At 68.3% G+C, this 20,235-nt stretch carries 22 protein-coding genes; 16 read left to right on the top strand and 6 right to left on the bottom strand.

Going from position 1 to position 20,235, the window contains the following annotated elements:
• The first annotated feature begins 31 nt into the window (after positions 1 to 31).
• The 6 genes from ispD (at position 32) to NET02_RS05295 (ending at position 5,690) form a co-directional block, all read left to right on the top strand.
• Positions 32 to 685, top strand: a complete 654-nt coding sequence (gene ispD / locus NET02_RS05270) for a 2-C-methyl-D-erythritol 4-phosphate cytidylyltransferase (RefSeq protein WP_347711002.1) — start codon at positions 32 to 34, stop codon at positions 683 to 685.
• Positions 685 to 1,167, top strand: a complete 483-nt coding sequence (gene ispF, locus NET02_RS05275) for a 2-C-methyl-D-erythritol 2,4-cyclodiphosphate synthase (protein WP_347711007.1) — start codon at positions 685 to 687, stop codon at positions 1,165 to 1,167. Before ispD ends, ispF begins: the two co-directional genes overlap by 1 nt.
• A gap of 58 nt (positions 1,168 to 1,225) precedes the next feature.
• Entirely contained in the window at positions 1,226 to 1,678 is a 453-nt protein-coding gene (gene dtd / locus NET02_RS05280) for a D-aminoacyl-tRNA deacylase (protein WP_284056335.1), read from the top strand.
• Between the two features lie 275 nt (positions 1,679 to 1,953).
• Positions 1,954 to 2,754, top strand: coding sequence for a zinc ribbon domain-containing protein (locus NET02_RS05285; protein ID WP_284056336.1), 801 nt, complete (start codon positions 1,954 to 1,956; stop codon positions 2,752 to 2,754).
• A gap of 12 nt (positions 2,755 to 2,766) precedes the next feature.
• Positions 2,767 to 4,518: a hypothetical protein gene (locus tag NET02_RS05290; protein WP_284056337.1), complete on the top strand. Its 1,752-nt coding sequence runs from the start codon at positions 2,767 to 2,769 to the stop codon at positions 4,516 to 4,518.
• 17 nt (positions 4,519 to 4,535) lie between these two features.
• Positions 4,536 to 5,690, top strand: a complete 1,155-nt coding sequence (locus NET02_RS05295; protein WP_284056338.1) for a hypothetical protein — start codon at positions 4,536 to 4,538, stop codon at positions 5,688 to 5,690.
• Positions 5,691 to 5,778: 88 nt separating this feature from the next.
• Here the strand turns inward: NET02_RS05295 and dnaK are convergent, their stop codons facing one another.
• From dnaK to hrcA, 3 genes are read right to left on the bottom strand one after another with little or no spacing between them, the layout of a single operon-like run.
• Positions 5,779 to 7,686 carry a molecular chaperone DnaK gene (gene dnaK, locus NET02_RS05300; protein WP_284056339.1) on the bottom strand — a complete coding sequence of 636 codons (1,908 nt, stop codon included), beginning with the start codon at positions 7,684 to 7,686 and terminating at the stop codon, positions 5,779 to 5,781.
• 25 nt (positions 7,687 to 7,711) lie between these two features.
• On the bottom strand, positions 7,712 to 8,407 hold the full coding sequence (locus NET02_RS05305; RefSeq protein WP_284056340.1) for a nucleotide exchange factor GrpE: 696 nt from the start codon (positions 8,405 to 8,407) through the stop codon (positions 7,712 to 7,714).
• A complete protein-coding gene (hrcA, locus tag NET02_RS05310; protein WP_284056341.1) occupies positions 8,407 to 9,474 on the bottom strand; it encodes a heat-inducible transcriptional repressor HrcA in 1,068 nt (355 codons plus the stop codon). The genes NET02_RS05305 and hrcA overlap by 1 nt, the downstream gene beginning before the upstream one ends.
• A 361-nt stretch (positions 9,475 to 9,835) precedes the next feature.
• On the opposite strand from hrcA, the gene NET02_RS05315 reads away from it, so the two are divergent.
• The 5 genes from NET02_RS05315 (at position 9,836) to tenA (ending at position 14,499) form a co-directional block, all read left to right on the top strand.
• Positions 9,836 to 10,495 carry a TenA family protein gene (locus NET02_RS05315; RefSeq protein WP_284056342.1) on the top strand — a complete coding sequence of 220 codons (660 nt, stop codon included), beginning with the start codon at positions 9,836 to 9,838 and terminating at the stop codon, positions 10,493 to 10,495.
• A gap of 24 nt (positions 10,496 to 10,519) precedes the next feature.
• Entirely contained in the window at positions 10,520 to 11,104 is a 585-nt protein-coding gene (locus NET02_RS05320; protein ID WP_284056343.1) for an ECF transporter S component, read from the top strand.
• Positions 11,064 to 12,821 (top strand): ABC transporter ATP-binding protein, encoded by a 1,758-nt coding sequence (locus tag NET02_RS05325; protein WP_284056344.1) that lies wholly within the window; start codon positions 11,064 to 11,066, stop codon positions 12,819 to 12,821. Before NET02_RS05320 ends, NET02_RS05325 begins: the two co-directional genes overlap by 41 nt.
• Entirely contained in the window at positions 12,818 to 13,651 is an 834-nt protein-coding gene (locus tag NET02_RS05330) for an energy-coupling factor transporter transmembrane component T family protein (protein ID WP_284056345.1), read from the top strand. The genes NET02_RS05325 and NET02_RS05330 overlap by 4 nt, the downstream gene beginning before the upstream one ends.
• A gap of 179 nt (positions 13,652 to 13,830) precedes the next feature.
• Positions 13,831 to 14,499 (top strand): thiaminase II, encoded by a 669-nt coding sequence (gene tenA / locus NET02_RS05335; protein ID WP_284056346.1) that lies wholly within the window; start codon positions 13,831 to 13,833, stop codon positions 14,497 to 14,499.
• Positions 14,500 to 14,716: 217 nt separating this feature from the next.
• Here the strand turns inward: tenA and NET02_RS05340 are convergent, their stop codons facing one another.
• From NET02_RS05340 to NET02_RS05350, 3 genes are all read right to left on the bottom strand, one after another.
• A complete protein-coding gene (locus NET02_RS05340; protein WP_284056347.1) occupies positions 14,717 to 15,091 on the bottom strand; it encodes a hypothetical protein in 375 nt (124 codons plus the stop codon).
• 46 nt (positions 15,092 to 15,137) lie between these two features.
• The gene (rpsU, locus tag NET02_RS05345) at positions 15,138 to 15,362 is read right to left on the bottom strand and encodes a 30S ribosomal protein S21 (protein ID WP_284056348.1); all 225 of its coding nucleotides are present in this window, start codon (positions 15,360 to 15,362) and stop codon (positions 15,138 to 15,140) included.
• A gap of 176 nt (positions 15,363 to 15,538) precedes the next feature.
• Positions 15,539 to 16,693, bottom strand: coding sequence for a citrate/2-methylcitrate synthase (locus NET02_RS05350; RefSeq protein WP_284056349.1), 1,155 nt, complete (start codon positions 16,691 to 16,693; stop codon positions 15,539 to 15,541).
• Positions 16,694 to 16,849: 156 nt separating this feature from the next.
• Between NET02_RS05350 and NET02_RS05355 the strand changes: the two genes are divergently transcribed.
• From NET02_RS05355 to ureC, 5 genes are read left to right on the top strand one after another with little or no spacing between them, the layout of a single operon-like run.
• Positions 16,850 to 17,098, top strand: coding sequence for a helix-turn-helix domain-containing protein (locus tag NET02_RS05355; RefSeq protein ID WP_284056350.1), 249 nt, complete (start codon positions 16,850 to 16,852; stop codon positions 17,096 to 17,098).
• Complete coding sequence (locus NET02_RS05360; RefSeq protein ID WP_284056351.1) at positions 17,099 to 17,470, top strand: hypothetical protein; 372 nt, start codon at positions 17,099 to 17,101, stop codon at positions 17,468 to 17,470.
• The gene (locus NET02_RS05365; protein ID WP_284056352.1) at positions 17,445 to 17,747 is read left to right on the top strand and encodes an urease subunit gamma; all 303 of its coding nucleotides are present in this window, start codon (positions 17,445 to 17,447) and stop codon (positions 17,745 to 17,747) included. Before NET02_RS05360 ends, NET02_RS05365 begins: the two co-directional genes overlap by 26 nt.
• Positions 17,744 to 18,142, top strand: a complete 399-nt coding sequence (gene ureB / locus NET02_RS05370) for an urease subunit beta (protein ID WP_284056353.1) — start codon at positions 17,744 to 17,746, stop codon at positions 18,140 to 18,142. Before NET02_RS05365 ends, ureB begins: the two co-directional genes overlap by 4 nt.
• A gap of 57 nt (positions 18,143 to 18,199) precedes the next feature.
• Positions 18,200 to 19,900, top strand: a complete 1,701-nt coding sequence (ureC, locus tag NET02_RS05375; RefSeq protein WP_284056354.1) for an urease subunit alpha — start codon at positions 18,200 to 18,202, stop codon at positions 19,898 to 19,900.
• Positions 19,901 to 20,235: the final 335 nt, after the last annotated feature.

Here is a 20,235-nt window from a genome sequence, read left to right on the forward strand (position 1 = left end):
GGTCATCGCGGCGGCAGGCAGCAGTCGCCGGATGCAAGGGCTCGACAAGACGCTGGCCCAGCTTGCGGGGAGGCCGGCGCTCGCCTGGGTGCTCGATGCCGTCGCCGCTGTCCCTGAGATCACCGAGCTCGTGGTGGTCGCAAGCCCGGCGAATCACGATGCTGCCAGTGCGCTCCTCCGGGCCACCCCGCTGTCTGCCCGATCCATCGTCTGCCTCGGCGGCGCGCATCGGCAGGACTCGGTGCGTGCTGGGGTCGAGCGGTTGAGCGCGGAGGTCGAGCTCGTCTTGATCCACGACGCCGCGCGGCCGCTCGTCACGCCGGGGCTGCTGCGGCGCGGGATCGAGGCCGGTGCCGCCTGGGGAGCTGCCGTCGCGGCGGTTCCGGTATCCGACACGATCAAGCAGGTCGACGCGAGCGGCCAGGTGGCCTGTACTCTCGATCGGAGCAGCCTGGTCGCTGCGCAGACGCCGCAGGTCTTCCGGCGTGACTGGCTCGAGGTAGCCTACCGGCGCTGGCCACCCGATGCGCCACCGGCGACCGACGAGGCCACGCTGGTCGAGCGCGCTGGCTTTCCGGTGCGCGTCTTCCCCGGCAGCGCTGACAACCTCAAGCTGACGACCGAGACCGATCTCGTCGTCGCAGCCGCGCTCCTGGCCCGCCGACAGCAGGGAGCCCGGGCGTGATCCGTGTTGGCATCGGCTACGACGTCCACCGCCTCGTCCAGGGGCGACGGCTCGTGCTGGGAGGCGTCGAGATCCCCGGCGAGCTAGGGCTGGAAGGGCACTCCGACGCCGACGTGCTCCTGCACGCGATCGGCGATGCGCTGCTGGGCGCGGCCGGCCTCGGTGACCTGGGCCGGCATTTCCCCCCTGGGGACGATCGCTGGCGAGATGCTCCGAGCACGCTCCTGCTGCGCGAGATCGTGCGGCTACTGGGCGAGGCTGGCTGGCAGGTGGTCAACGTCGATGCCACGCTGATCGCCGAGTGGCCTCGCCTCGGTCCGTTCCGCGAGGAGATGCGGGCACGGGTTGCCGCCGCGCTCGGGATCGAGGTCGAGCGGGTAAGCCTGAAAGCGACGACCAACGAGGGGCTAGGCTTCGTCGGACGGGGCGAGGGTATCGCCGCGCTGGCCGTCGCGCTCATCACCGACCGGCGAGGAGGGTAGGCGGACCAGCAGCAGGTAGCCCCGTCTGGCCCGGGATTCACGGGAGAGAGGAGCGCGCATGCGGGCGCTGATCCAGCGCGTCAGCCAGGCGTCGGTGACGGTCGAGGGTCGGGTGGTAGGGCAGATCGGCCCTGGGCTGCTGGTGCTCGTCGGCGTCCGGCACGGGGACGACGCCGGGGCGGCGGCGTTGCTGGCCCGGAAGGTGGCGCATCTCCGCATCTTCGAGGATGAGGCGGGCAAGATGAACCGGTCGGCGGTGGAGCTCGGGCTGGCAGCGCTCGTGGTCTCGCAGTTCACGCTCTACGCCGATGTCCGCAAGGGTCGGCGGCCCAGCTTCATCGACGCTGCCCCGCCCGAGGTGGCCAGCCCGCTCGTCGACCGCTTCGCTGAGGAGCTGCGAGCTGCGGGGCTACGCGTCGAAACCGGCTGCTTCGGCGCCCATATGCAGGTGGCGCTCGTCAACGACGGCCCGGTCACGATCTGGATCGACACTGACGACCTGCGCGGGTAGCCCCAGCTCCCGAGGAAGTCCGAGGGGGCCCAGCTTTGGGCGCCAGGGCCAGCTTTCGGGCGGCACACGCAAGCGCTGTTGTCAGCTAGCCCTTCCGAGAGCATCGCTTCTCCTGCTCACTGTTCCTCTGCCGGCGGGGAGGTGCAGTCTAGGACTTCCGGGCCGGTGCGCTCGGCTCGATGCGATGCTACACTGTCGTCCGAGGTCGACCACACGACGTTCCACAGTGCCGGCTCACCCAGCGGCAGCGAGCTGGCCGGATCGGGAGGAGTCTCGTGTACTGTTCGCAGTGCGGTTCCCGTAAGGAGCCCGACGAGCTCGCCTGTGGTATCTGCGGCTATGCGGCGCTGAGCAGTCCGGGGGACCAGCGGTGCCCGGCTTGTCAGGAGCCGGTCGGCAATGACGACCGCTACTGCCAGGCATGCGGCGCCAGGCTTCCGGAGCGACCGGCTGAGGCAATGGAGCCCGCGAGCTTCACCGTCGAGGACGAGCTCGCGGTCGACCCGGGTGAGTTGCCTGACTGGCTGCGCGAGTTCGCGCACGAGCAGGAAGCCGGACGACCGGAACGGGCTTCGGAGGAGCCGTCCCCGGCCTGGCTCTCGGCGACGCGCGGCGAACTCGCCGGTGACAGACAAGATGAGCCGGCGCGTTCACCCGAGGGCACTGGCCCCCGGCCGGACGATGCCGACGTCCTGCAATTCATCGACGAGCGAGATCTGCCCGAGTGGCTGCGTGAGCTGGAGGTCGAGACGCCAGTCACGGCGGAGGTGCCCTCGGAGACTCAGCAGGAACAGCGGACGACGCTGCCGCCGCCGGCTGTCTCCCGCGCCTGGCTCGTACCGGAGAGCGGCGACGCGGAGCGCGAGACGGTGCCGGCGTTCCAACCGCTGGCACCGGTGCTGGCCCAAGTGTCGCACGGACCGGCAGTGGCGACAGCGGAGCGTCCATCCCAACCAGCGCCGGTCGAAGAGCCAGCGGGGGCAGCCCCGGCGAACTGGTTGCGTCGAGTCTTGCTCATCCTGGTGCTCATCATGATCGTGCTACTCGTCGTCTACGTCGTGGTCTTGAGCCGATAGGGGGCAACGGGAGTGGTACGCAAGGTGTCGGCAGAGACCGGCCAGCCGGCGACGCAGCGCCGGGAGCGCCGCGTGCATGCAGCGGTCGCGATGCACGCCGACCGGGTAAGGTGCCGGGCCACGCTATTCGACCGCGTCGAGCGGGTCCCGCGCCTCGTTGCCTCCGCGGTAGCACCGCCGGATCCATCCTCCAGCGCTGCCGAACTGGCAGGAGCCAGGGCAGCACTGGCTGCGCTGGCGGAGGAGGCCGGTCGCGCCTTCCAGGAGGGCGCGAAGCTGCTCATCCCGCGGCAGGCGCTCGGTGACGGGGCCGATATCTATGTCCTCACCGGGCTTCCGAAACCACCACTTCCGGTTGCCCTGATCTCCATCGGGCCAGACCAAACGCTTTCCAGGCTGCTCGCGAGCGCGCTCAGGAGTACTCCGATCCGGCTGGCCCAGCTCCGCGTCAGCGAGCAGGCGGGCACGAGCCGCCCTTCGGCGGTTGCCGTGGAGCAGTGGTTGCGACAGGTACGTCCCGGGGTGATCGTGCTGGCCCATGACAGCGGCACGCCCGACGAATGGGCCACGGTGTTCGACGGGATCAGGGGGCTGGCGGATGACGCGGAGGCGCCAGTCCTGGGCCTGGTCGTCGGGCCGGAAGCGCACCAGGAGCAGGCCGCTGAGGCGATCGGAGATCAGCTCGAGCTGGTCGGAGTCGATCCTAGCGCGCATGAGACCGCCTCCGTCACGCTGGCGCTGACCACCGAGCTGCGCGACCGGTACAAGGATGCCGTCCGCCAGTCGCTGGCGGCACACCAGCTCGGTTCGATCCCGTTCGTCGATCTGGTCGAGGCGCTCGAGCTGAGCATGGCGTTCACGCACCGTCGCACCGGACAGAGCGCGCTGCTCGTCCATATCGATCAGGGAATGCTACTGATGTGGACGCACGACGGGCAGGCGGCGACCGCGTTTTATGCTGAGCGAGACCTCGGCCCCGGTGCTGCCGAGCTCTCGCGCATCGCCCCGGAACGCATCGCTCGCTGGCTTCCCACGCAGTATCCCCTGGAGTCGTTGACCGAGTGGCTCCTCAACCGTTCGCTCAGGCCACTCGCAGCCCTGGAGACCCGTGAGGATGCGTTGATCGCAAGCGCGGTATTGCGCGAGGCGCTGGCCGACGGCCTGGGTGATCTCGGGCTGCAACCCCCGGCCGACGTGCAGCTCGTGATCGCTAGCTCGTGGTTCGCCGAGTTGCCACCGGCCCTGGTCGCGCTCCTGCTTCTCGACAGCGTGCAACCGCTGCCGAGCAGAGGGCTCGTCACTCTGGCGCTCGACGACGTGGATCTGTTCGCCGCGGCCGGCGCGCTGGCGACACTGCATCCGGGATACGCGGGCGCGGTGATGGAGCAGGACGCGCTGATCCCGCTGGCGCACTGCATCGTCGTCAGTGGGGAGGGCGCCGAGGGCGCGCTGGCCGTGCGTGGGGAGTTGCGGGTCGACGGTGTGGGGCAGCGATTCAGCGTGCCGTACGGGAGCCTGCATGTGCTTCGTCTGCCTGAGACCGGGTCGATCGAGCTGAGCCTGGAACTCGAGCCGGGGTTCCGGGTTGGGGCTGGAGAGCCGGGGAGGAGGGTCGAGCTCAGCGGGGAGTCAGGGTTGAGCTGGGCGAAGCTGGGTCTGCTCATCGATGCCCGGGGCCGGCTGCTCCGGTTGCCTGATGCGACCGAACTCCGGCTGGCGCGTATCGCCTCCTGGCTCGCTGACCTCGGCTGGCAAGTGCGCTAGTGGATAGTGGAGCGGCGATGGAGAGACCACTGGTCGAGCAGGTGCCAGCGCTGACCCGGGATGTTACGCTGCACATCGAGCGCCGTGCCGCGCTGCCGGGCGAGGTGCGAGTGCCGGTTGGCGCTCGGGTCGAGCCCGCAACGGTGGTGCTGTCAGCGCCGTCGAGCGTTCCCCGCCCGGTTACCGTCCATGTCGCCCGCGAGCTGGGTCTGTCGCCTGGGGTGGTTCGGCGGCATCTCACGCGCCCGCTCGGAAGCCAGGTCACGGCTGGCGAGCCGATCGCCTCCGCTCGCCGGGGATTGCGCACCGCCCAGGTGACCGCTCCGATCACCGGGCAGCTCGCCGAGGTCGACGAGCAGCTCGGCACGGTGACGGTCACGCCCGCTGTTGCCTCGGTCGAGTACGCCGCGCTGGTGCATGGAGACGTCATCGAGGCCGATGAGGCGCAGCGGGTGACTATCAAGGCGAGTGGAGATCGCGTCGCGGGAGCTGTTCTTCTGGGGAAGGAAGTCTACGGCCCGCTGCGTGTCCTCACCGATCGCCCGGATCGCGAGCTGCCGCCGGATGCGATCGACGAGCGCTGCCGCGGTGCGGTGGTCGTCGCAGGCATGACCGTGAGCAGCGCGGCGTTGCGCCGGATGGCCTCGCTCGGGGTGGCTGGCGTCATCGTCGGTAGCCTCAGCGCCACCTCGATCCAGGCCGTGCTCGGGATCAGTGGTTCCGATGCTCAGGCCGACCTCTGGGCAGCGCGGCTGCTGCATGGATCCTGGTCAGGGGGCTTCACCGAAGCACCGGTCAGCGTCCTGGTGACCGAAGGGTTCGGCCGGCGGCCGATGGCCCGGCCACTGTTCGACGCGCTGGCCACGCGCGAGGGACACGACGCTGCGTTACTCTTCGCCAGCAGCATCAGGGGCGAGACGCGACCCGCGTGCCTGATCACCAGGGCGGGCGCGACTGGTGGTCGCGAGCCAGTCGCTGTTCCAGTGCGAGACGGCGTGCGTGTCCGTCTCACCGATCCGGGCAGGCTCGGCCAGGTCGGCGTCTGCCGGGGCGACCCGGTGCTCGATCTGCGGCTCGACGGCGTGGCGCGCTGGGCCGTCGTGGTCGAATTCGACGATGGCGCGCGCCGGCTCGTTCCGCTGGCCAACCTCGAAGTCCTGGTGGAGCCCTAGCGAGGAGAGGCGATCGACGACGCTGGGGCGCCCGCGGTGGGCGCCCCAGGTCATCTCGCGCGTTCTGGTCTGCCGGGCGCTACCAGTGCTACTGCACCTCGCGGTACTCGCCCTCGACGGTCTCCTCTTCGCCGGAGCGAGCCCGCTCGTCCTCAGTGCCATCCGGGCCCGACCCGCTCGCGGCACCGGCCTGCTCGTACATGCGAGCCCCCACCTGCGAGAGCGTGCGCGCCAGCTCGTCATAGGCCGGGCGTAGCCGCTGCATGTTCTCCGGGTCGCGCTCCAGGATCTCCTTGACCTCGGCGACCTTGTTCTCCAGCTCGAGCTTCAGATCCGACGGGATGCGATCGCTGTACTCGTTGAGTGTCTTCTCCGACTGGTAGACCAGCGCCTCTGCCTGGTTGCGGAACTCGATCGCCTCGCGCCGGCGGCGGTCCTCCTCGGCGTGCTCCTCGGCCTCGCGGATCATCCGCTGGATCTCGTCCTCAGTCAGGCCGCTCGACGCGGTGATGGTGATCTTCTGCTCGCGCCCGGTCGCCATATCGCGTGCCGAGACGTTCAGGATGCCGTTGGCATCGATGTCGAACGTGACCTCGATCTTCGGCACGCCGCGCGGCGCTGGCGGGATCCCGTCCAGGATGAACCGGCCCAGGCTCTTGTTGTCGGCCGCCATCGGGCGCTCGCCCTGGACGACGTGGATCTCGACCTGCGTCTGGTTGTCGGACGCGGTGGTGAAGATCTGGCTCTTGCGGGTCGGGATGGTCGTGTTACGCGGGATGATCGGCGTGGCCACCCCACCCAGCGTCTCGATGGCCAGTGTGAGTGGCGTCACGTCGAGCAGCAGCACCTCGCGAACCTCACCGGCCAGCACGCCAGCCTGAATCGCCGCGCCGATCGCGACCACCTCGTCCGGATTGATCCCCTTGTGTGGCTCCTTGCCGAAGAACTCCGAGACCTTCCGCTGCACCAGCGGCATCCGGGTCTGGCCGCCGACGAGCACGACCTCGTCGACGTCGCTCTTGCTCAGGCCTGCGTCCTTCAGGGCCTGCTCCATCGGCGGAACCGTGCGCTCCACCAGGTCGGCCACGAGCTGCTCCAGTTTGGAGCGCGTCAGCGTCATCACCAGGTGCTTGGGCCCGGTGGCGTCCGCTGTGATGAACGGCAGGTTGATCTCGGTCTGCTGCACGCTCGAGAGCTCGATCTTGGCCTTCTCAGCCGCCTCCTTGAGGCGCTGCAGCGCCATCCGGTCCTGGCGGAGGTCGATCCCCTCCTGCTTCTTGAACTCGTCGGCCAGCCAATCGATGATCCGCTGGTCGAAGTCGTCGCCGCCCAGGTGCGTGTCGCCGTTGGTGGCCAGTACCTGGAACACGCCCTCGGAGATGTCGAGGATCGAGATGTCGTAGGTGCCACCACCCAGGTCGTAGACGGCGATCTGCTCTTCGGACTTCTTGTCCAGACCGTAGGCCAGCGCCGAAGCCGTGGGCTCGTTGATGATGCGGAGCACCTCCAGCCCGGCGATCCGGCCGGCGTCCTTGGTGGCGTTGCGCTGGCTGTCGTCGAAGTAGGCCGGCACCGTGATGACGGCCTTGTCGACTTTCTCGCCCAGGTAGGCCTCCGCGTCAGCCTTGAGCTTCTGCAGGATCATGGCCGAGATCTCGGGCGGGCTGTACCAGCGGTCGCCCATCTTGATCTCGACGCCCCCGTTCTGCGCGCGCCGCACCTTGTACGGAACCAGCTTGATCGTCTTCTGCACTTCCGGGTCATCGAATCGACGGCCCATGAAGCGCTTGACCGAATAGATCGTGTTCTCCGGGTTCGTGATCGCCTGCCGCTTGGCGAAGCGCCCGACGAGCCGCTCACCGGTGGATGTGACCGCGACCACCGATGGGGTCAATCGCTCGCCTTCTGCATTCGGGATCACGACCGGTTCGCCACCCTCGATGACTGCCATCACCGAGTTGGTCGTTCCCAGGTCGATGCCGATGACTCGTCCCATAGCTCTCCCTCACGACCCTCTCACACTACGACGTTGCCTGCTCTGCTTGCCGACCGTCGGTGGGTGACGGTTCGTCCCCCGCTGGGCTCTGCTCGCCCCGCTGCCGGCGCCGGCGCCCGACCCGCACCAGCGAGGGGCGCAGCACCCGCCCGCCGAGCGTGTAGCCGCGCCGCACCTCTTCGATGACCACCTGCTCCTCGCCTTCACCCTCTTCGACGGCGATCGCCTCGTGCTCGGCCGGGCTGAACGGCGTGCCCACTGCCTCGATCGGCTTGACTCCCTCGGACTCCAGCGCGCTCCAAAGCTTTCGCTCGATCAGGAGCAACCCCTGGATCCAGGGATTCTCTCGCTCCGCCTCCGGAATACGGGCGATCGCGAGGTGGAAGTCGTCCAGCACCGGGAGGAGCTTGAGGATGAGCTGGGCGTTGGCCTGCGCGCGCAGCTCGTCCATCTCTTGCTGGATCCGGCGCTTGTAGTTCAGGAACTCGGCGCGTGCCCGCCGTGCCTGGTCGAGGTACTCCTCGGCCAGGCGCTGCTGATGCTCGAGTTCCCGGCTGAGGCGATCCACCTCGCTCCTGTCCGATGGCTGTCCCGGCGGCGCCTCGAGTTCTTCCGACGTCGCCAGCTCCGCATGAACCTGCACCGGCTCCTGTGCGCGATCCGGCTCCGCCTGCGTCGTGCGCTCGGGTCCCTGTTCCTCTACTCGTCGCTCCTCGTTCATCAGTTCAGCATCCCCTTCACCGCATCGTCGGCTCCGATGTTCTCGTCCTCGCCGTAGAGTTCGCCCATCAAACGAGAGACGACGTGGGCGAGGTAGCGGACCATCGAGATCGAGCGCGCGTACGCCATGCGCTGGGGACCGAGCACGCCGAGCAACCCGCTGCTCTCGTCGCCGGCACGGTAGGCCGAGACGACCACGCTGAACGGCCGCAGCTCGCGCAGGTGCAGGTCGGACCCGATCAAGACGCGTACCTCATCCCCCGGCTCGAGCTGGGGGAGGAGCACTGAGAGGATCATCCCGCCCCGGAGTAGCTCCAGCAGCGCGTATGCCATGTCGCCCCGGGCGAACTCCGGCTGGCGAATGACCTGATCCAGCCCCTCCGCGTAGAGCTCGCTGCGCTGCTGCCGCTCGAGGTAGTGCAGCGCCTCGGCGATCCAGCGAAGCACGGAGGCGACCAGCGGGCTCGCCCCGCGCGCTTTGCGCTCGATCTGCTCGCGGTCCAGCCAGCGGATCTCCGGGTTGAGCCGCTGGCTGAGCGCGCTCAGCGTCGTCTGGTCTACCGGCTCGCTGAACTCGAGCAGCGACTGGTGAATCGCGCTCGACTGCGTCACCAGGACCAGCAATGCCAGGCGTCCGCGCAGGTTGATCAGCTCGAAATGGCGCAGCCGCTCGACCCGAGAGCGTGGCGGCGTCACCAGTCCCACGTTGCCGCTGGCGTTCGCGAGCACGGCTGCCGCTAGCTTGAGCCAGCTCGCCACCTGCTGCTCCACCTGGCGGAACTGGTGGCTGATCATGAGCTGCTCCGCCGGCGACAGCTCGTCGGTCTGCATCAGATGCTCGACGTAGTAGCGCAACCCGCGCTCGGTCGGCACACGACCGGCCGAGGTGTGCGGCTGCTGCAAGTAGTCGAGGGTCTCCAGCACGCCCATCTCGTTGCGAACCGTCGCCGAGCTCACGCCTAGCGGGAATCGATCGAGCAGCGCTTTCGAGCCGATTGCCCGGCCGGTCCGAATGTACTCCTCGACCACGTATTTGAGGATGGATTGCTGTCGCTCGGTCAGCTCCACGGCGTCTCATCCCGTTAGCACTCAGCATGATCGAGTGCTAGCCATTGCAAGGATAGGACTTGATACGGCCAGTGTCAAGTTTCGGTGCGCCTGATCGGCGCGTGGGCTGTTGGGCATCGCTTGACGGCGCTGGGAGCTGCTGCTAGAGTGTGGGCGACAACGCAACAGCCAGTCGTCCCGGGAGCTTGGGGGAACCAGGCTGAGAGGGTGGCTTACGATCCCGCCACCGACCGGTGAACCTGACCTGGGTAATGCCAGCGGAGGGAGCACTCGTGCGGCGTACGGAGCACCATGGGCAATCGATCGCCTCGCCTGTGGTGCTCTTCTTATTTGTTCGAGGCCAGCGAGCGGAGTAGACACGATGAGCGGGAGCCATGCGTACCTCGCCGGCCTCCTCACCGAGGCCCGGCCGATCTGGGAGGCGATGGTCCGTCACCCCTTCGTCCGGGAGTTGGCGGCCGGGACGCTCGCGCCCGAGCGGTTCGCCTTCTGGGTCCAGCAGGACTACCTGTTCGTGCGCGAGGCGCTCAAGATCCGCGGGCTCTCGATCGCCCGCGCGCCGGATGAGGGGATCCGGCGCGCGCTGATCGACAACGCGGCCGCGCTGCGTCGGGAGCTGGACCTGTTCGAGGAGTACGCTCGGGAGCACGGCCTCAGCCTGGAGGTCGAGCCGACTCCGGTCTGCCTCGGCTATGCCGCCTACCGGCAGGCCGCCGCGGCGTTGGGGTCGTTCCCCGAGTTTCTCGCCGGAACCTGGGCGGCTGAGAAGGCGTACCTCGATACCTGGTCGACAGTGAAGGGCGCCGCCCGGTCGGCCGGCGACTACCAGCGGTGGATCGAGAACTGGACCAGCCCCGGCTTCGTTGCCTGGGTCGAGTGGCTGGAGACAACGCTCGCCCGCTTGCTGGAGGGGCAGCCGGCCCATGAGCTCGAGCGCGTGCGGGCGGCATTCCTCACGACCGCGCGCTTCGAGTACCTCTTCTGGGACATGGTCTATCGTCGCGAGAGCTGGCCGGTCTGAGCGAATCGGCGCGGAGGGAGCACGATGAGACGACTGCTGCAACCCTGGACGACGGCCGAGATCCTCGTCGTCGCGACCATGGGCATCGCGATCGGTCTGATCTGGGTGCCCTGGACCTGGTTCTACCAGGCGACTGCGGCAGTTCTTGGTCCTTGGGCTGCCCACTTCGTCGGCGGCTTCTGGCTGATCGGCGGCGTGATCACGCCCTACATCGTGCGCAAGCCTGGCGCGGCACTGCTCGGCGAGCTGATCGCTGCCCTGGCCGAGATGCCGCTGACTCCCTGGGGCGCGATCGTCCTCATAGCCGGGCTGATCGAGGGCGGCGCCTGCGAGCTCTTCTTCCTCGCCACCGGCTACCGCCGCTTCAGCCTGCCCTGGCTCATGGGCGCAGCCGCGTTCGGTGGACTGGCTTTCTCGCTGCTCTACCTCTATCCCATCCAGGGATGGGGGCGGCTGGCGATCGAGGCGCAGGTTCTCTACACGCTGATGCGCATGGCCGGCGCGGCGATCCTGGCCGGTGGTGGGGCCAAGCTCATCGCCGATGCCCTGGTGCCGACGGGAGTGCTCGATGCTTTCCCCATCGCTCGCGAGCGCCGGCCGGAGATCTAGCCTCGAGCCGGCCGTCCTGGTCGAAGGCCTGACGGTCAAATACCCGGGCCGCAAGTGCCCGGCGCTGGAGGAGGTCTCCTTCTCCATTCAGCCGGGGGAGCTCGCGCTCGTTCTCGGGCCGTCGGGCTGTGGCAAGAGCACGCTGGCGCTCTGCCTCAACGGCGTGATCCCGCAGGCCATTGGGGCGATGATGGACGGGCAGGTCCGTGTCGCCGGGCTCGATACCCGCCACGCGCCCCTCAACCGGCTGAGCGAGAAGGTCGGCGTGGTCTTCCAGGACCCGGAGTCGCAGTTCTGCCTGCTCACGGTCGAGGAGGAGATCGCCTTCGGGCTGGAAAACCTGGGCATTCCGCCAGGCGAGATGCCGGGGCGGATCGCGGCCGCGCTGGAGCTGGTCGGGCTCTCCGAGCTGCGGGATCGGCGGATCGATCGGCTGTCCGGCGGTCAGAAGCAGCGGCTGGCCCTGGCCTGCGTGCTCGCGATGGAGCCCCAGGTCCTAGTGCTCGACGAGCCGACCGCGCACCTCGATCCCCAGGCGGCCGCCGAGTTCTTCTCCGCTGTAGCCCACCTGAAGGCGACCGGGCAGCACACGATCATCGTGATCGAGCACCGGCTCGACGACCTGATGCCGCTGGTCGACCGTGTCTTGCTGTTCGGCCCTGGGGGCAGGCTGCTGGCCGAGGGGCCGCCGCGCGCGGTGTTCGCCACCTACCGGCAGGACCTCGACCGCTCCGGGATCTGGATCCCGCAGGTGACCGAGCTGGCCTACCGGCTGGCCGAGGCAGGCGTTGAGATCGATCCCTTGCCGCTGACGGTCGAGGAGGCAGCCGAGGCGCTGGAGCCCTACCTGGGGCGGGTATGCCTGCGCTGGCCTCCCATAGTAGATCCGCCGGAGCGACAGCCGGCGACCGAGGTTCGTCGCCTCTCGTACCGTTTCCCGTCTGGATTCCAGGCGCTCCGCGAGGTGAGTCTGGCGATCCCCGAGGGCAGCTTCTTCGCCCTGGTCGGCCCCAATGGCGCGGGCAAGAGCACGCTGGCGCTCCACCTCGTCGGCGTGCTGGAGCCGCCGCCTGGGGCGGTCCGGCTGCTCGGCCGGCCGCTCGGGGCGTACACGCGCCAGGGATTGCCGCACCTCGTGAGCTACGTCTTCCAGAACCCCGAGCATCAGTTCCTCACTGGAACCGTCTACGACGAAGTCGCGTTCGGGCTCCGGGTCCAGGGGCTCGCCGAGCGGGAGGTCGAGGCCCGCGTGAGCGCGATCCTCGAGGAGTTCGGCCTGGCGTCGCTGGCGCCCGCTCACCCGTTCACGCTGAGCCAGGGGGAGAAGCGCCGGCTCTCGGTCGCGACCGCGCTAGTGCTACGTCCCCGCCTGCTCATCCTCGACGAGCCGACCTTCGGCCAGGACCGGCGGACCACGGCGCTGATCATGGGCCGCCTCCGCGAGCTGGTCCGTGGTGGGGGGACGGTCGTGGCGATCACGCACGATCTGCGGCTCGTCGCCGAGGAGGCCAGCGCAGCCGGGGTGCTCGTCGCCGGGCAGCTCGCGTTCCTCGGGCCGGTCGCCGCGTTGCTCGGCAGCACGTCGCTCCTGCGGCGGGCTGGGCTGGTTCCCCCGCCGCTGGTGCGGCTCGGCCAGCGCCTGGCCGAGCAGAGAGACGGGTTACCGTTGCTGAGCACGATCGAGCACTATCTCGCCGCGCTGGGAGCGGGGCGATGAGCCAGGGCATCTACATGGAGACCAGCTCGTATCTCCATCGGCTGAACCCGGTGACCAAGTTCGTGCTGGTTATCCCGACGACGCTCATCCTCACGTTGGTCGTGGATATCGCTGTACCGGCCCTCTTCAGCCTGTTCTTCCTGCTCGCGCTGCTCGTGCTCGGGCGTATCCCGCCGTCGCGGCTGGCCCGAGCGCTGCTGCCCTTCTTGCCAGCCGGCATCGGTCTCCTCTGGACCACGGCGGCCTTCTACCAGACCCGGATGGCGGAGGCGCCAGCGGTGGCGCTCGATCTCGGCCCGCTCCAGCTCACCAGGGCTGGCATCATCTATGCCGTAAGCATCGTGCTGCGCGTGCTGGCGATCTATACCTCCTCGCTTCTCTTCCTGCTCACGACGCATCCGACCGACTTCATCCTGGCGCTGGTGCAGCAGTGCCGGCTGCCGGTTCGGCTCGGCTACGGCGTGATGGCAGCCTATCGGTTCGTCCCGCTCCTGAGCACTGAGCTGGCTCAGATCCGCGCGGCGCACCGGGTGCGCGGGGTGCCAGAGGGCGGCGGAGCTTTGGCGGCGCCTCGCCGGCTGCTCGGCTACGCGATCCCGCTCCTGGCGAGCGGCATCCGCCGTGCCCAGCAGGTAGCCGTGGCGATGGACGCGCGGGCGCTCGGTGCCCAGCGCCGGCGGACGTTTTACCGGCATCTGCGCTTCTCTGGGAGCGACCTGGCGTTCTTGCTAGCGTACGCGGTCTTCGCGGTGGTCGTTCTCTCGCTACTGGTCTGGATGGGGTTACCGGCACGGCTCGATCCGTTCGGCGGGCCGGCGATGCGACGTTGAGGAGGCGGTGATGGGGCGAGTACTGCGCATCTGGACGATTGTTTTGCTCATGGTGATCGCGATCTGGCTCATCCTCTTTCTCGGGGTAACGCACGGCGGCTGGCGTCTTCTCCCATAGACGGAGCGTGGGGTCGGGACTGGAACGTGACGAGGCGTGGCTAGCTGGAGGGAGGAACGCGATGAGCAGGCCGTTTACGGCTGAACTGTGGACGTCCATCGAAGGGATCTACCAGGCGATCCTGGCGCACCCGTTCATCCGGGGGTTGACCGATGGCTCGCTGCCGGAGCCGGCCTTCCGGTACTACGTGATCCAGGACGCCCTGTACCTGCAAGACTACGCCCGCTGCCTGGCGCTGGCCGGAGCCAAGTCGCCGGTCGACGCCTGGTGCGAGATGTTCGCTGAGCACGCCAAAACGGCGCTGGTCGTCGAGCGGTCGCTGCACGAGGGCTTCTTTCAGGGCTGGAGCTTGAGCCCGGAGGCGATCTACCGGACGCCGAAAGCGCCCACCAACCTGGCCTATACCTCGTACCTGCTGCGGGTGGCCCATGCCCGGCCGTTCGAGGAGGTCGTGGGCGCGGTCTTGCCCTGCTACTGGATCTACTGGGAGGTAGGCAAGCATCTGGAGCGGGAGGGCTCGCCGAACCCGCTCTACCGGCGCTGGATCGACACCTACGCCTCTGAGGAGTTCGGGACGGTGGTGCAGCAGGTGCTGGAGGTGATGGATCGGGCAGTCGAAGACTTGCCGGAGGGCCGGCGAGCGCCGGTGCGCGAGCACTTCGTCACCACCAGCCGGTATGAGTGGATGTTCTGGGACGCCGCCTACCGGCAAGAGACCTGGCCGGTCTGACCAGCTCCCGGCGGCTGCCCGACAGCGCATGCCCGCACCAGGTGGATGCCGTCCTGCGTGGAGCGTGAGGGCAACTGGCGCAGTGTCAAACGGGCAGGTTCCGAACTTGCCGCGAGCGGGTAGGGGCGACCGGCCGGTCGCCCCTACGTCTTGTCCAGTGCCGGTAAGCGTGGCAGGTAACCGCGGCTGGCCATATAGCGGCGCGCGCCAGGGCCGATCAGGGCTGGCTGAGCTGGAGCGGCCTGCGCGCGACGACGAGCCAGTAGGGTAGGAAAGCTAGCACGTTGAGGAAGGCCAGAGCGATGAGCCAGGCCAGCCGAGCGCTCTCCGAGAGCTGCGTCGCCGGCCGGCTGGTCACGTCCACCAGGGCCACGATCAGCGCGATCCAGGTGACGAGCAGCGACGGCACACTGGGCAGGATGAGTACCCAGATCGGCAGATCATACAAAATGCCGCCGGCGAGCGCGCCAGCGACATAGACCACGAACACGATTGTCGCGACCGGGAGCATCCACGTGAGGCCGGCGATTGCCTGGGCCAGGGTATCCTTACGCTGCTGTCCCGGGCGAGCACCCCAACGAGAAACCGGCATCGACCTCTACCCACGCCGATCGGACGAGTTCGCCCGATCAGACCCCTCAGAGCAGGTTCTGGCCCTTCTTCGCCAGCTTGGCCAGCTTGCGTCGCCGTCGATGCTCGGCCTTGCGCATCTTGGCCCGGCGCTGCTCGCTCTTGCTCACGAAGTGCCGCTTCGCGCGATAATCGCGCAGCACACCGGACTTCTGGAGCTCCTTAGTGAAGCGCTTGAGAAGGGCTTCGAAGCTCTCGTTATCGCGCAGCTCCACACGCACAGTCTTCGCCACCGGCTATCACTCTCCCATTGAGCGAGACACTGAACCTATCCCAGGTAGCCAGACCCTGGCCCACCGGTCACACCGACCCAGTATATCACATGGTTGACCGGTTTGCTCCTGTACGTACAGTGAATTCCGCGTGTGGCCGTCTCGCCTCGCTCGGAACCGATCCGGCAGCGGATCCCTTATCCCCGCTGGTCGAGCGGGACGAAGTGGCGCTCGCGCTCGCCGACGTAACTCGCCTGTGGCCGGATCAGCCGGTTGCTGGCGAGCTGCTCGAGCGCGTGCGCCACCCAGCCGGCTACCCGGCTGATCGCGAACGCGCCTGGCATGAGATCGGGCGCCAGCCCCAGCCCGTAGAGCAGCGGCGCCGAGTAGAACTCCACATTGGGGTAGAGCTTCCGCTCGACGTAGTACGGGTGATTCGCGGTCACCTCCTCCAGCCGCTCGGCGATCGTGTGCCAGGTCCTCTCGCCGGACTCCTCGGCCACCGCCTTCGACCACCCCATCAGGTGAGCTGCCCGCGGGTCACGCGTGCGGTAGACCCGGTGACCGATCCCCATGAGCCGGCGCTTGATGCGCAGCGACTCCTCCACGTAGTCGACGACGTTGTCGGGCGATCCGATCTCGAGCAACATCTCCATTGCCCGCTGGTTCGCCCCGCCGTGGGCATCGCCCTTGAGCGCAGCCAGCGCGGCCGCTACCGCAGCGTAGAGGTCGGCCAGGGTCGAGATGGTGACCCGGAGCGCGAAGGTGGAGGCGTTCAGGCTATGCTCGGCCAGCAGGACCAGGTAGCAGTTGAAAGCAGCCTGCTGCGTCTCGGTCGGCCGCCGGCCGTAGAGCATCGAGAGGAAGTTGCCGGCCTGCCCCAGTTCCGGATCCGGCTCCACCGGTTGCTCGCCCTGGCGCAACCGCGCGTAGGCCGCCAGCATCGTGGGCATCATGGCGACCAGGCGGAGCCCGCGCCGCAGGATCCCTTCGGGACTCAGGTCACGGATCTCCGGGTCAGTCATCCCCAGTGCGGTCACGCCGGCTCGCAGGGCGTCGATCGGCTCTCCTGACCTGGGCAGTGCCTCGATGGCGCGTCGCACCTCCTCCGGGAGGGCACGGTTCGCGGCTAGCTCGCGGTGCAGCGCGGCGAGCTCGTCCCGCGCCGGCAGCTCCCCGTGCCAGAGCAGGTAAAGGACCTCCTCGTAGGTCGCATGGCGCGCCAGGTCGTCGATGCTGAACCCGCGGTAGGCGAGCCGACCATTGAGGCCGTCGACCTCGCTGAGCGCGGTCTCGGCGACGACCACTCCCTCGAGCCCCGGCGCAACGATGGTGGAACCCGACTGGCTCATGGTCTTGCCCCTCTCACTGATGCCTCTCGCGCACCCCTGTTGTGCCTCATGCTAACACGATGAAACGCGATTGTCATTGACGGAGGTTGATCGAGCGCTGGACGTGCCCTCTGCTCACCCGTATACTGTCGATGCGAGGCCCGGGAGTGCAGGGCGATGATCGAGATCGACGGCGTTGAATACCTCACCGCCCAGGAGGCAGCGCGCCTGCTGGGTGTCAAGCTGGCGACCCTCTACGCCTATGCCAGCCGGGGGCGGATCCAGAGTTACCGGCGCGGGGTGCGCCGGGAGCGCTACTACCGCCGCTCCGAGATCGAGGCGCTGCTGCGCCTGCAGCCAGCCGAGCGCGAGCGCGCCAGCGATGAGCGCCTCCCGCCGGCCGAGTCCTGGATCCCGTTCACGTAGATGCCTGAGCGTAAGCTGTACATCTGGCTCGACAGCGATCCACTGGCACACCCGCCCGATCGGACGATCGAGGATGTCCCCGGGCGTGCCGACCTGGACCTGGTGGCCGAAGCCCTTGCCGCCGGCCGGCTGGGCACGCTGCTGCCGACGAAGCTCGCGATCTCGCCCCACCGGCGACCGGAGACGCCAGCCGGGTACCGGACGGTCGATCTCACGAGGCTCCTGCGCGATTACCGGATCCCGTACCGCGTGCGTTTCGAGCTGACCGGCCGTTCGCCACTTGGCGGCCCGAGGGACGCCGGGGATAATCAGCCGTCGAAGAGCCGGACGCGAGGGCGAGCAGCAGGTGCATCTGACACAGAAAGAGCTTGACCGGCTGACCATCTTCACCCTAGCCGAGCTGGCCCGGCGGCGACGCGCTCGCGGGCTCAAGCTCAACTATCCGGAGAGCGTTGCCATCATCTGCGACGAGGTGTTCGAGGAGGCGCGCGCCGGCCGGCCCTACGACGAGGTGGTCGCGCATGGCTGCTCGGTGCTCACCCGTGAGGACGTGCTGCCCGGCGTGGCGGAGATGATCCCTGTGCTCCAGATCGACGCGCTCTTCCCTGACGGCACCCGGCTGGTGACGCTGAGGAACCCGATCCGATGAGGCTGGATGACCTGCCGCCCGGTGCCATCTTGCCGGCCTCCGACCCGGTCGAGATCAACGCCGGGCTGCCGGTGACTCGGGTACGGATCACCAACGAGGACGACGTTCCCGTCCACCTGACGGCGCATTTCCACGTCTTCGAAGCGAACCCCCGGCTCCGCTTCGACCGGCGCAAGGCGTTCGGTATGCGCCCCGACGTCCCGTCGGGCGGGGCGATTCGCATCGAGCCAGGGCAAACGGTCGAGGTGCCGCTGGTGCCGATCGGCGGGCGGCGAGTCGTGCGGGGGTTCCACGGCCTGGTCGATGGCCCGCTCGATCAGGTCGATCTCGAGGCCGTGCTGGAGCACATGGTCGCCCAGGGGTTCCTGCACGAGCCGGAGGAGCCGGCGGAGTAGGCGCACGGGCCATGCGCCGCCGGGCAATGGCGAGCCAGGGGTGCCAGGAGGACGACGATGCCGCACTCGATGGACCGCCGCACCTACAACGCGATCTACGGCCCGACCACCGGTGACCGCGTGCGGCTGGCCGACACCAACCTGTTCGCCAGGATCGAGCGCGACGATACCCCGCCAGGCTTCGAGCCGCTCACCGGTTTCGGCAGGCCGGTACGCGACGGCATGCTCGCCGGGCGCCAGCCGGGCCCGAGCAAGCTCGACTTGTTGATCACCAACGTCGTCGTCATGGATCCCGTGCTCGGCATCTTCAAGAGCAACATCGGGATCAAGGACGGCCGTATCGCCGCGATCGGCCGGGCCGGCAACCCGGACGTGATGGATGACGTCGAGCTGGTCTTGAGCGCCAGTACCGGTGTTATCCCGGGCGATGGACTGATCGCGACCCCCGGCGGGATCGACTCTCATGTCCATCTCTCCTCCACCAGCCTGATCCCGGCAGCCCTGGCCGGAGGGATCACGACGCTGGTGGCCCAGGGCTCCGGCGGCGTCTGGGATCTGGGCGTCAACCCGGCGTCCAACATCCAGCGCCTCTTCGAGGCGTTCGAGGCGATCCCGATCAACCTGGCTGTGCTCGGCCGTGGCTCCTCGGCGCGTGACCATCTGGAGGAGCACATCGAGGCCGGCTGCGCCGGCTTGAAGATCCACGAGGACGTGGGCGCCTTCCCCGCGGTGATCGATGCCTGCCTGAGCGTGGCCGACCAGACCGGCGTGCAGGTGGCGCTGCACACCGACGGGATCAACGAGGCCGGGGCACTGCGGGAGACGATCGCTGCCATCGGCGGGCGCTCGATCCATGCCTACCATGTCGAGGGCTCGGGCGGCGGGCACGCGCCCAACATCCTGGAGATTACCAGCGTGCCCAACATCATCGGCTCCTCCACGAGCCCTACTATCCCGTACTCGGTGAACAGCGCCCGCGAGCTGTACGAGATGATCATGGTCGTCCACCGGATGACCCCGCTGTTTCCCACCGACGTGCAGGCGGCGCGTGACCGCGTGCGGCCGAGCACCATCGCCGCGGAGGACGTGCTGCACGACCTGGGCGCGATCAGCATCATGTCCTCCGACTCGCAGGGCATGGGGCGGATCGGCGAAGTCATCAGCCGCACCTGGCAGCTTGCTCACCGGATGAAGGAGGTGCGCGGAGGTGGCTTCGATCCGGCGACCGGCGAGGGCGACGACAACCCGCGGATCCTCCAGTACTTGGCCAAGTACACCATCAACCCGGCGATCGCCCACGGGCTAGCCCGTGAGGTCGGCAGCCTGGAGCCCGGCAAGCTGGCCGATATCGTGCTCTGGCACCCGGCGCTCTTCGGCGCCAAGCCGCAGGCCGTGATCAAAGGCGGGTTCGTCGCCTGGGCGGTCGTCGGCGATGGCATGGGCTCGACCCGGGTCAGCCAGCCGTTGATCTACCGGCCCATGTTCGGCGGGCTGGGTGCGGCGCCCGCCGCGCTCGCGGTCAACTTCGTCTCGCGGCAAGCGTTCGAGTCCGGCTTCTCCGAGCGGAACGGGCTGCGCCGCCGCGCGGTGCCAGTCGAGAGCACGCGCCAGACCTTCAAAGCGGCGATGCGCTACAACACGGCTTCGCCCCAGGTACGCGTCGACCCGCGGACGCTGGAGGTCAGCATCGAGGGCCAGCGGGTCGACGTACCGCCAGCGGAGTCTCTCCCGCTCACGCTCCGCTACTTCGTGGCCTAGAGCCGGCTCGAGACAGGGGTGCATCCCAGCCGAGGGCTTGAGGGCGCAAGGCAGCCGGTGCGACTACGAATCGAAGCAAGAAGGACGCAATTGTTCAATCTCTGGTACATTGTGAGCTGATTCACGCGGTGTATGATTTACAGAATCTGAAACGCATCAGCTATACTGTAAACATACGGTTCCCTCTAGCGAGGTGCAGACGTGGGGTACAGCTCCTGTCACGCTTAGTACTAGGCTGTGGCCGAGCGAGCGCGTGGGTGCTCCACCGCTGAAGCTCCACAGCCTGCCGGCTTATGGGCAGGCACTCACCGCAGGACAAACGAAAGGAGGACCAG

Origin of the sequence: Thermalbibacter longus (genome assembly GCF_023806485.1) — a bacterium.
GTDB lineage: Bacteria > Chloroflexota > Chloroflexia > Thermomicrobiales > Thermomicrobiaceae > Thermalbibacter > Thermalbibacter longus.

Bases quoted from the DNA above. Each gene is read 5' to 3' on its own strand.
- NET02_RS05350 (WP_284056349.1), bottom strand. From the start codon at position 16,693: ATGAGCCAGTCGGGTTCCACCATCGTTGCGCCGGGGCTCGAGGGAGTG.
- NET02_RS05295 (WP_284056338.1), top strand. From the start codon at position 4,536: ATGGAGAGACCACTGGTCGAGCAGGTGCCAGCGCTGACCCGGGATGTT.
- NET02_RS05320 (WP_284056343.1), top strand. From the start codon at position 10,520: ATGAGACGACTGCTGCAACCCTGGACGACGGCCGAGATCCTCGTCGTC.
- tenA (WP_284056346.1), top strand. From the start codon at position 13,831: ATGAGCAGGCCGTTTACGGCTGAACTGTGGACGTCCATCGAAGGGATC.
- ureB (WP_284056353.1), top strand. From the start codon at position 17,744: ATGAGGCTGGATGACCTGCCGCCCGGTGCCATCTTGCCGGCCTCCGAC.
- NET02_RS05305 (WP_284056340.1), bottom strand. From the start codon at position 8,407: ATGAACGAGGAGCGACGAGTAGAGGAACAGGGACCCGAGCGCACGACG.
- NET02_RS05325 (WP_284056344.1), top strand. From the start codon at position 11,064: ATGCTTTCCCCATCGCTCGCGAGCGCCGGCCGGAGATCTAGCCTCGAG.
- NET02_RS05355 (WP_284056350.1), top strand. From the start codon at position 16,850: ATGATCGAGATCGACGGCGTTGAATACCTCACCGCCCAGGAGGCAGCG.
- NET02_RS05315 (WP_284056342.1), top strand. From the start codon at position 9,836: ATGAGCGGGAGCCATGCGTACCTCGCCGGCCTCCTCACCGAGGCCCGG.
- ureC (WP_284056354.1), top strand. From the start codon at position 18,200: ATGCCGCACTCGATGGACCGCCGCACCTACAACGCGATCTACGGCCCG.
- dnaK (WP_284056339.1), bottom strand. From the start codon at position 7,686: ATGGGACGAGTCATCGGCATCGACCTGGGAACGACCAACTCGGTGATG.
- NET02_RS05360 (WP_284056351.1), top strand. From the start codon at position 17,099: ATGCCTGAGCGTAAGCTGTACATCTGGCTCGACAGCGATCCACTGGCA.
- dtd (WP_284056335.1), top strand. From the start codon at position 1,226: ATGCGGGCGCTGATCCAGCGCGTCAGCCAGGCGTCGGTGACGGTCGAG.
- NET02_RS05340 (WP_284056347.1), bottom strand. From the start codon at position 15,091: ATGCCGGTTTCTCGTTGGGGTGCTCGCCCGGGACAGCAGCGTAAGGAT.
- NET02_RS05330 (WP_284056345.1), top strand. From the start codon at position 12,818: ATGAGCCAGGGCATCTACATGGAGACCAGCTCGTATCTCCATCGGCTG.
- ispD (WP_347711002.1), top strand. From the start codon at position 32: ATGCAAGGGCTCGACAAGACGCTGGCCCAGCTTGCGGGGAGGCCGGCG.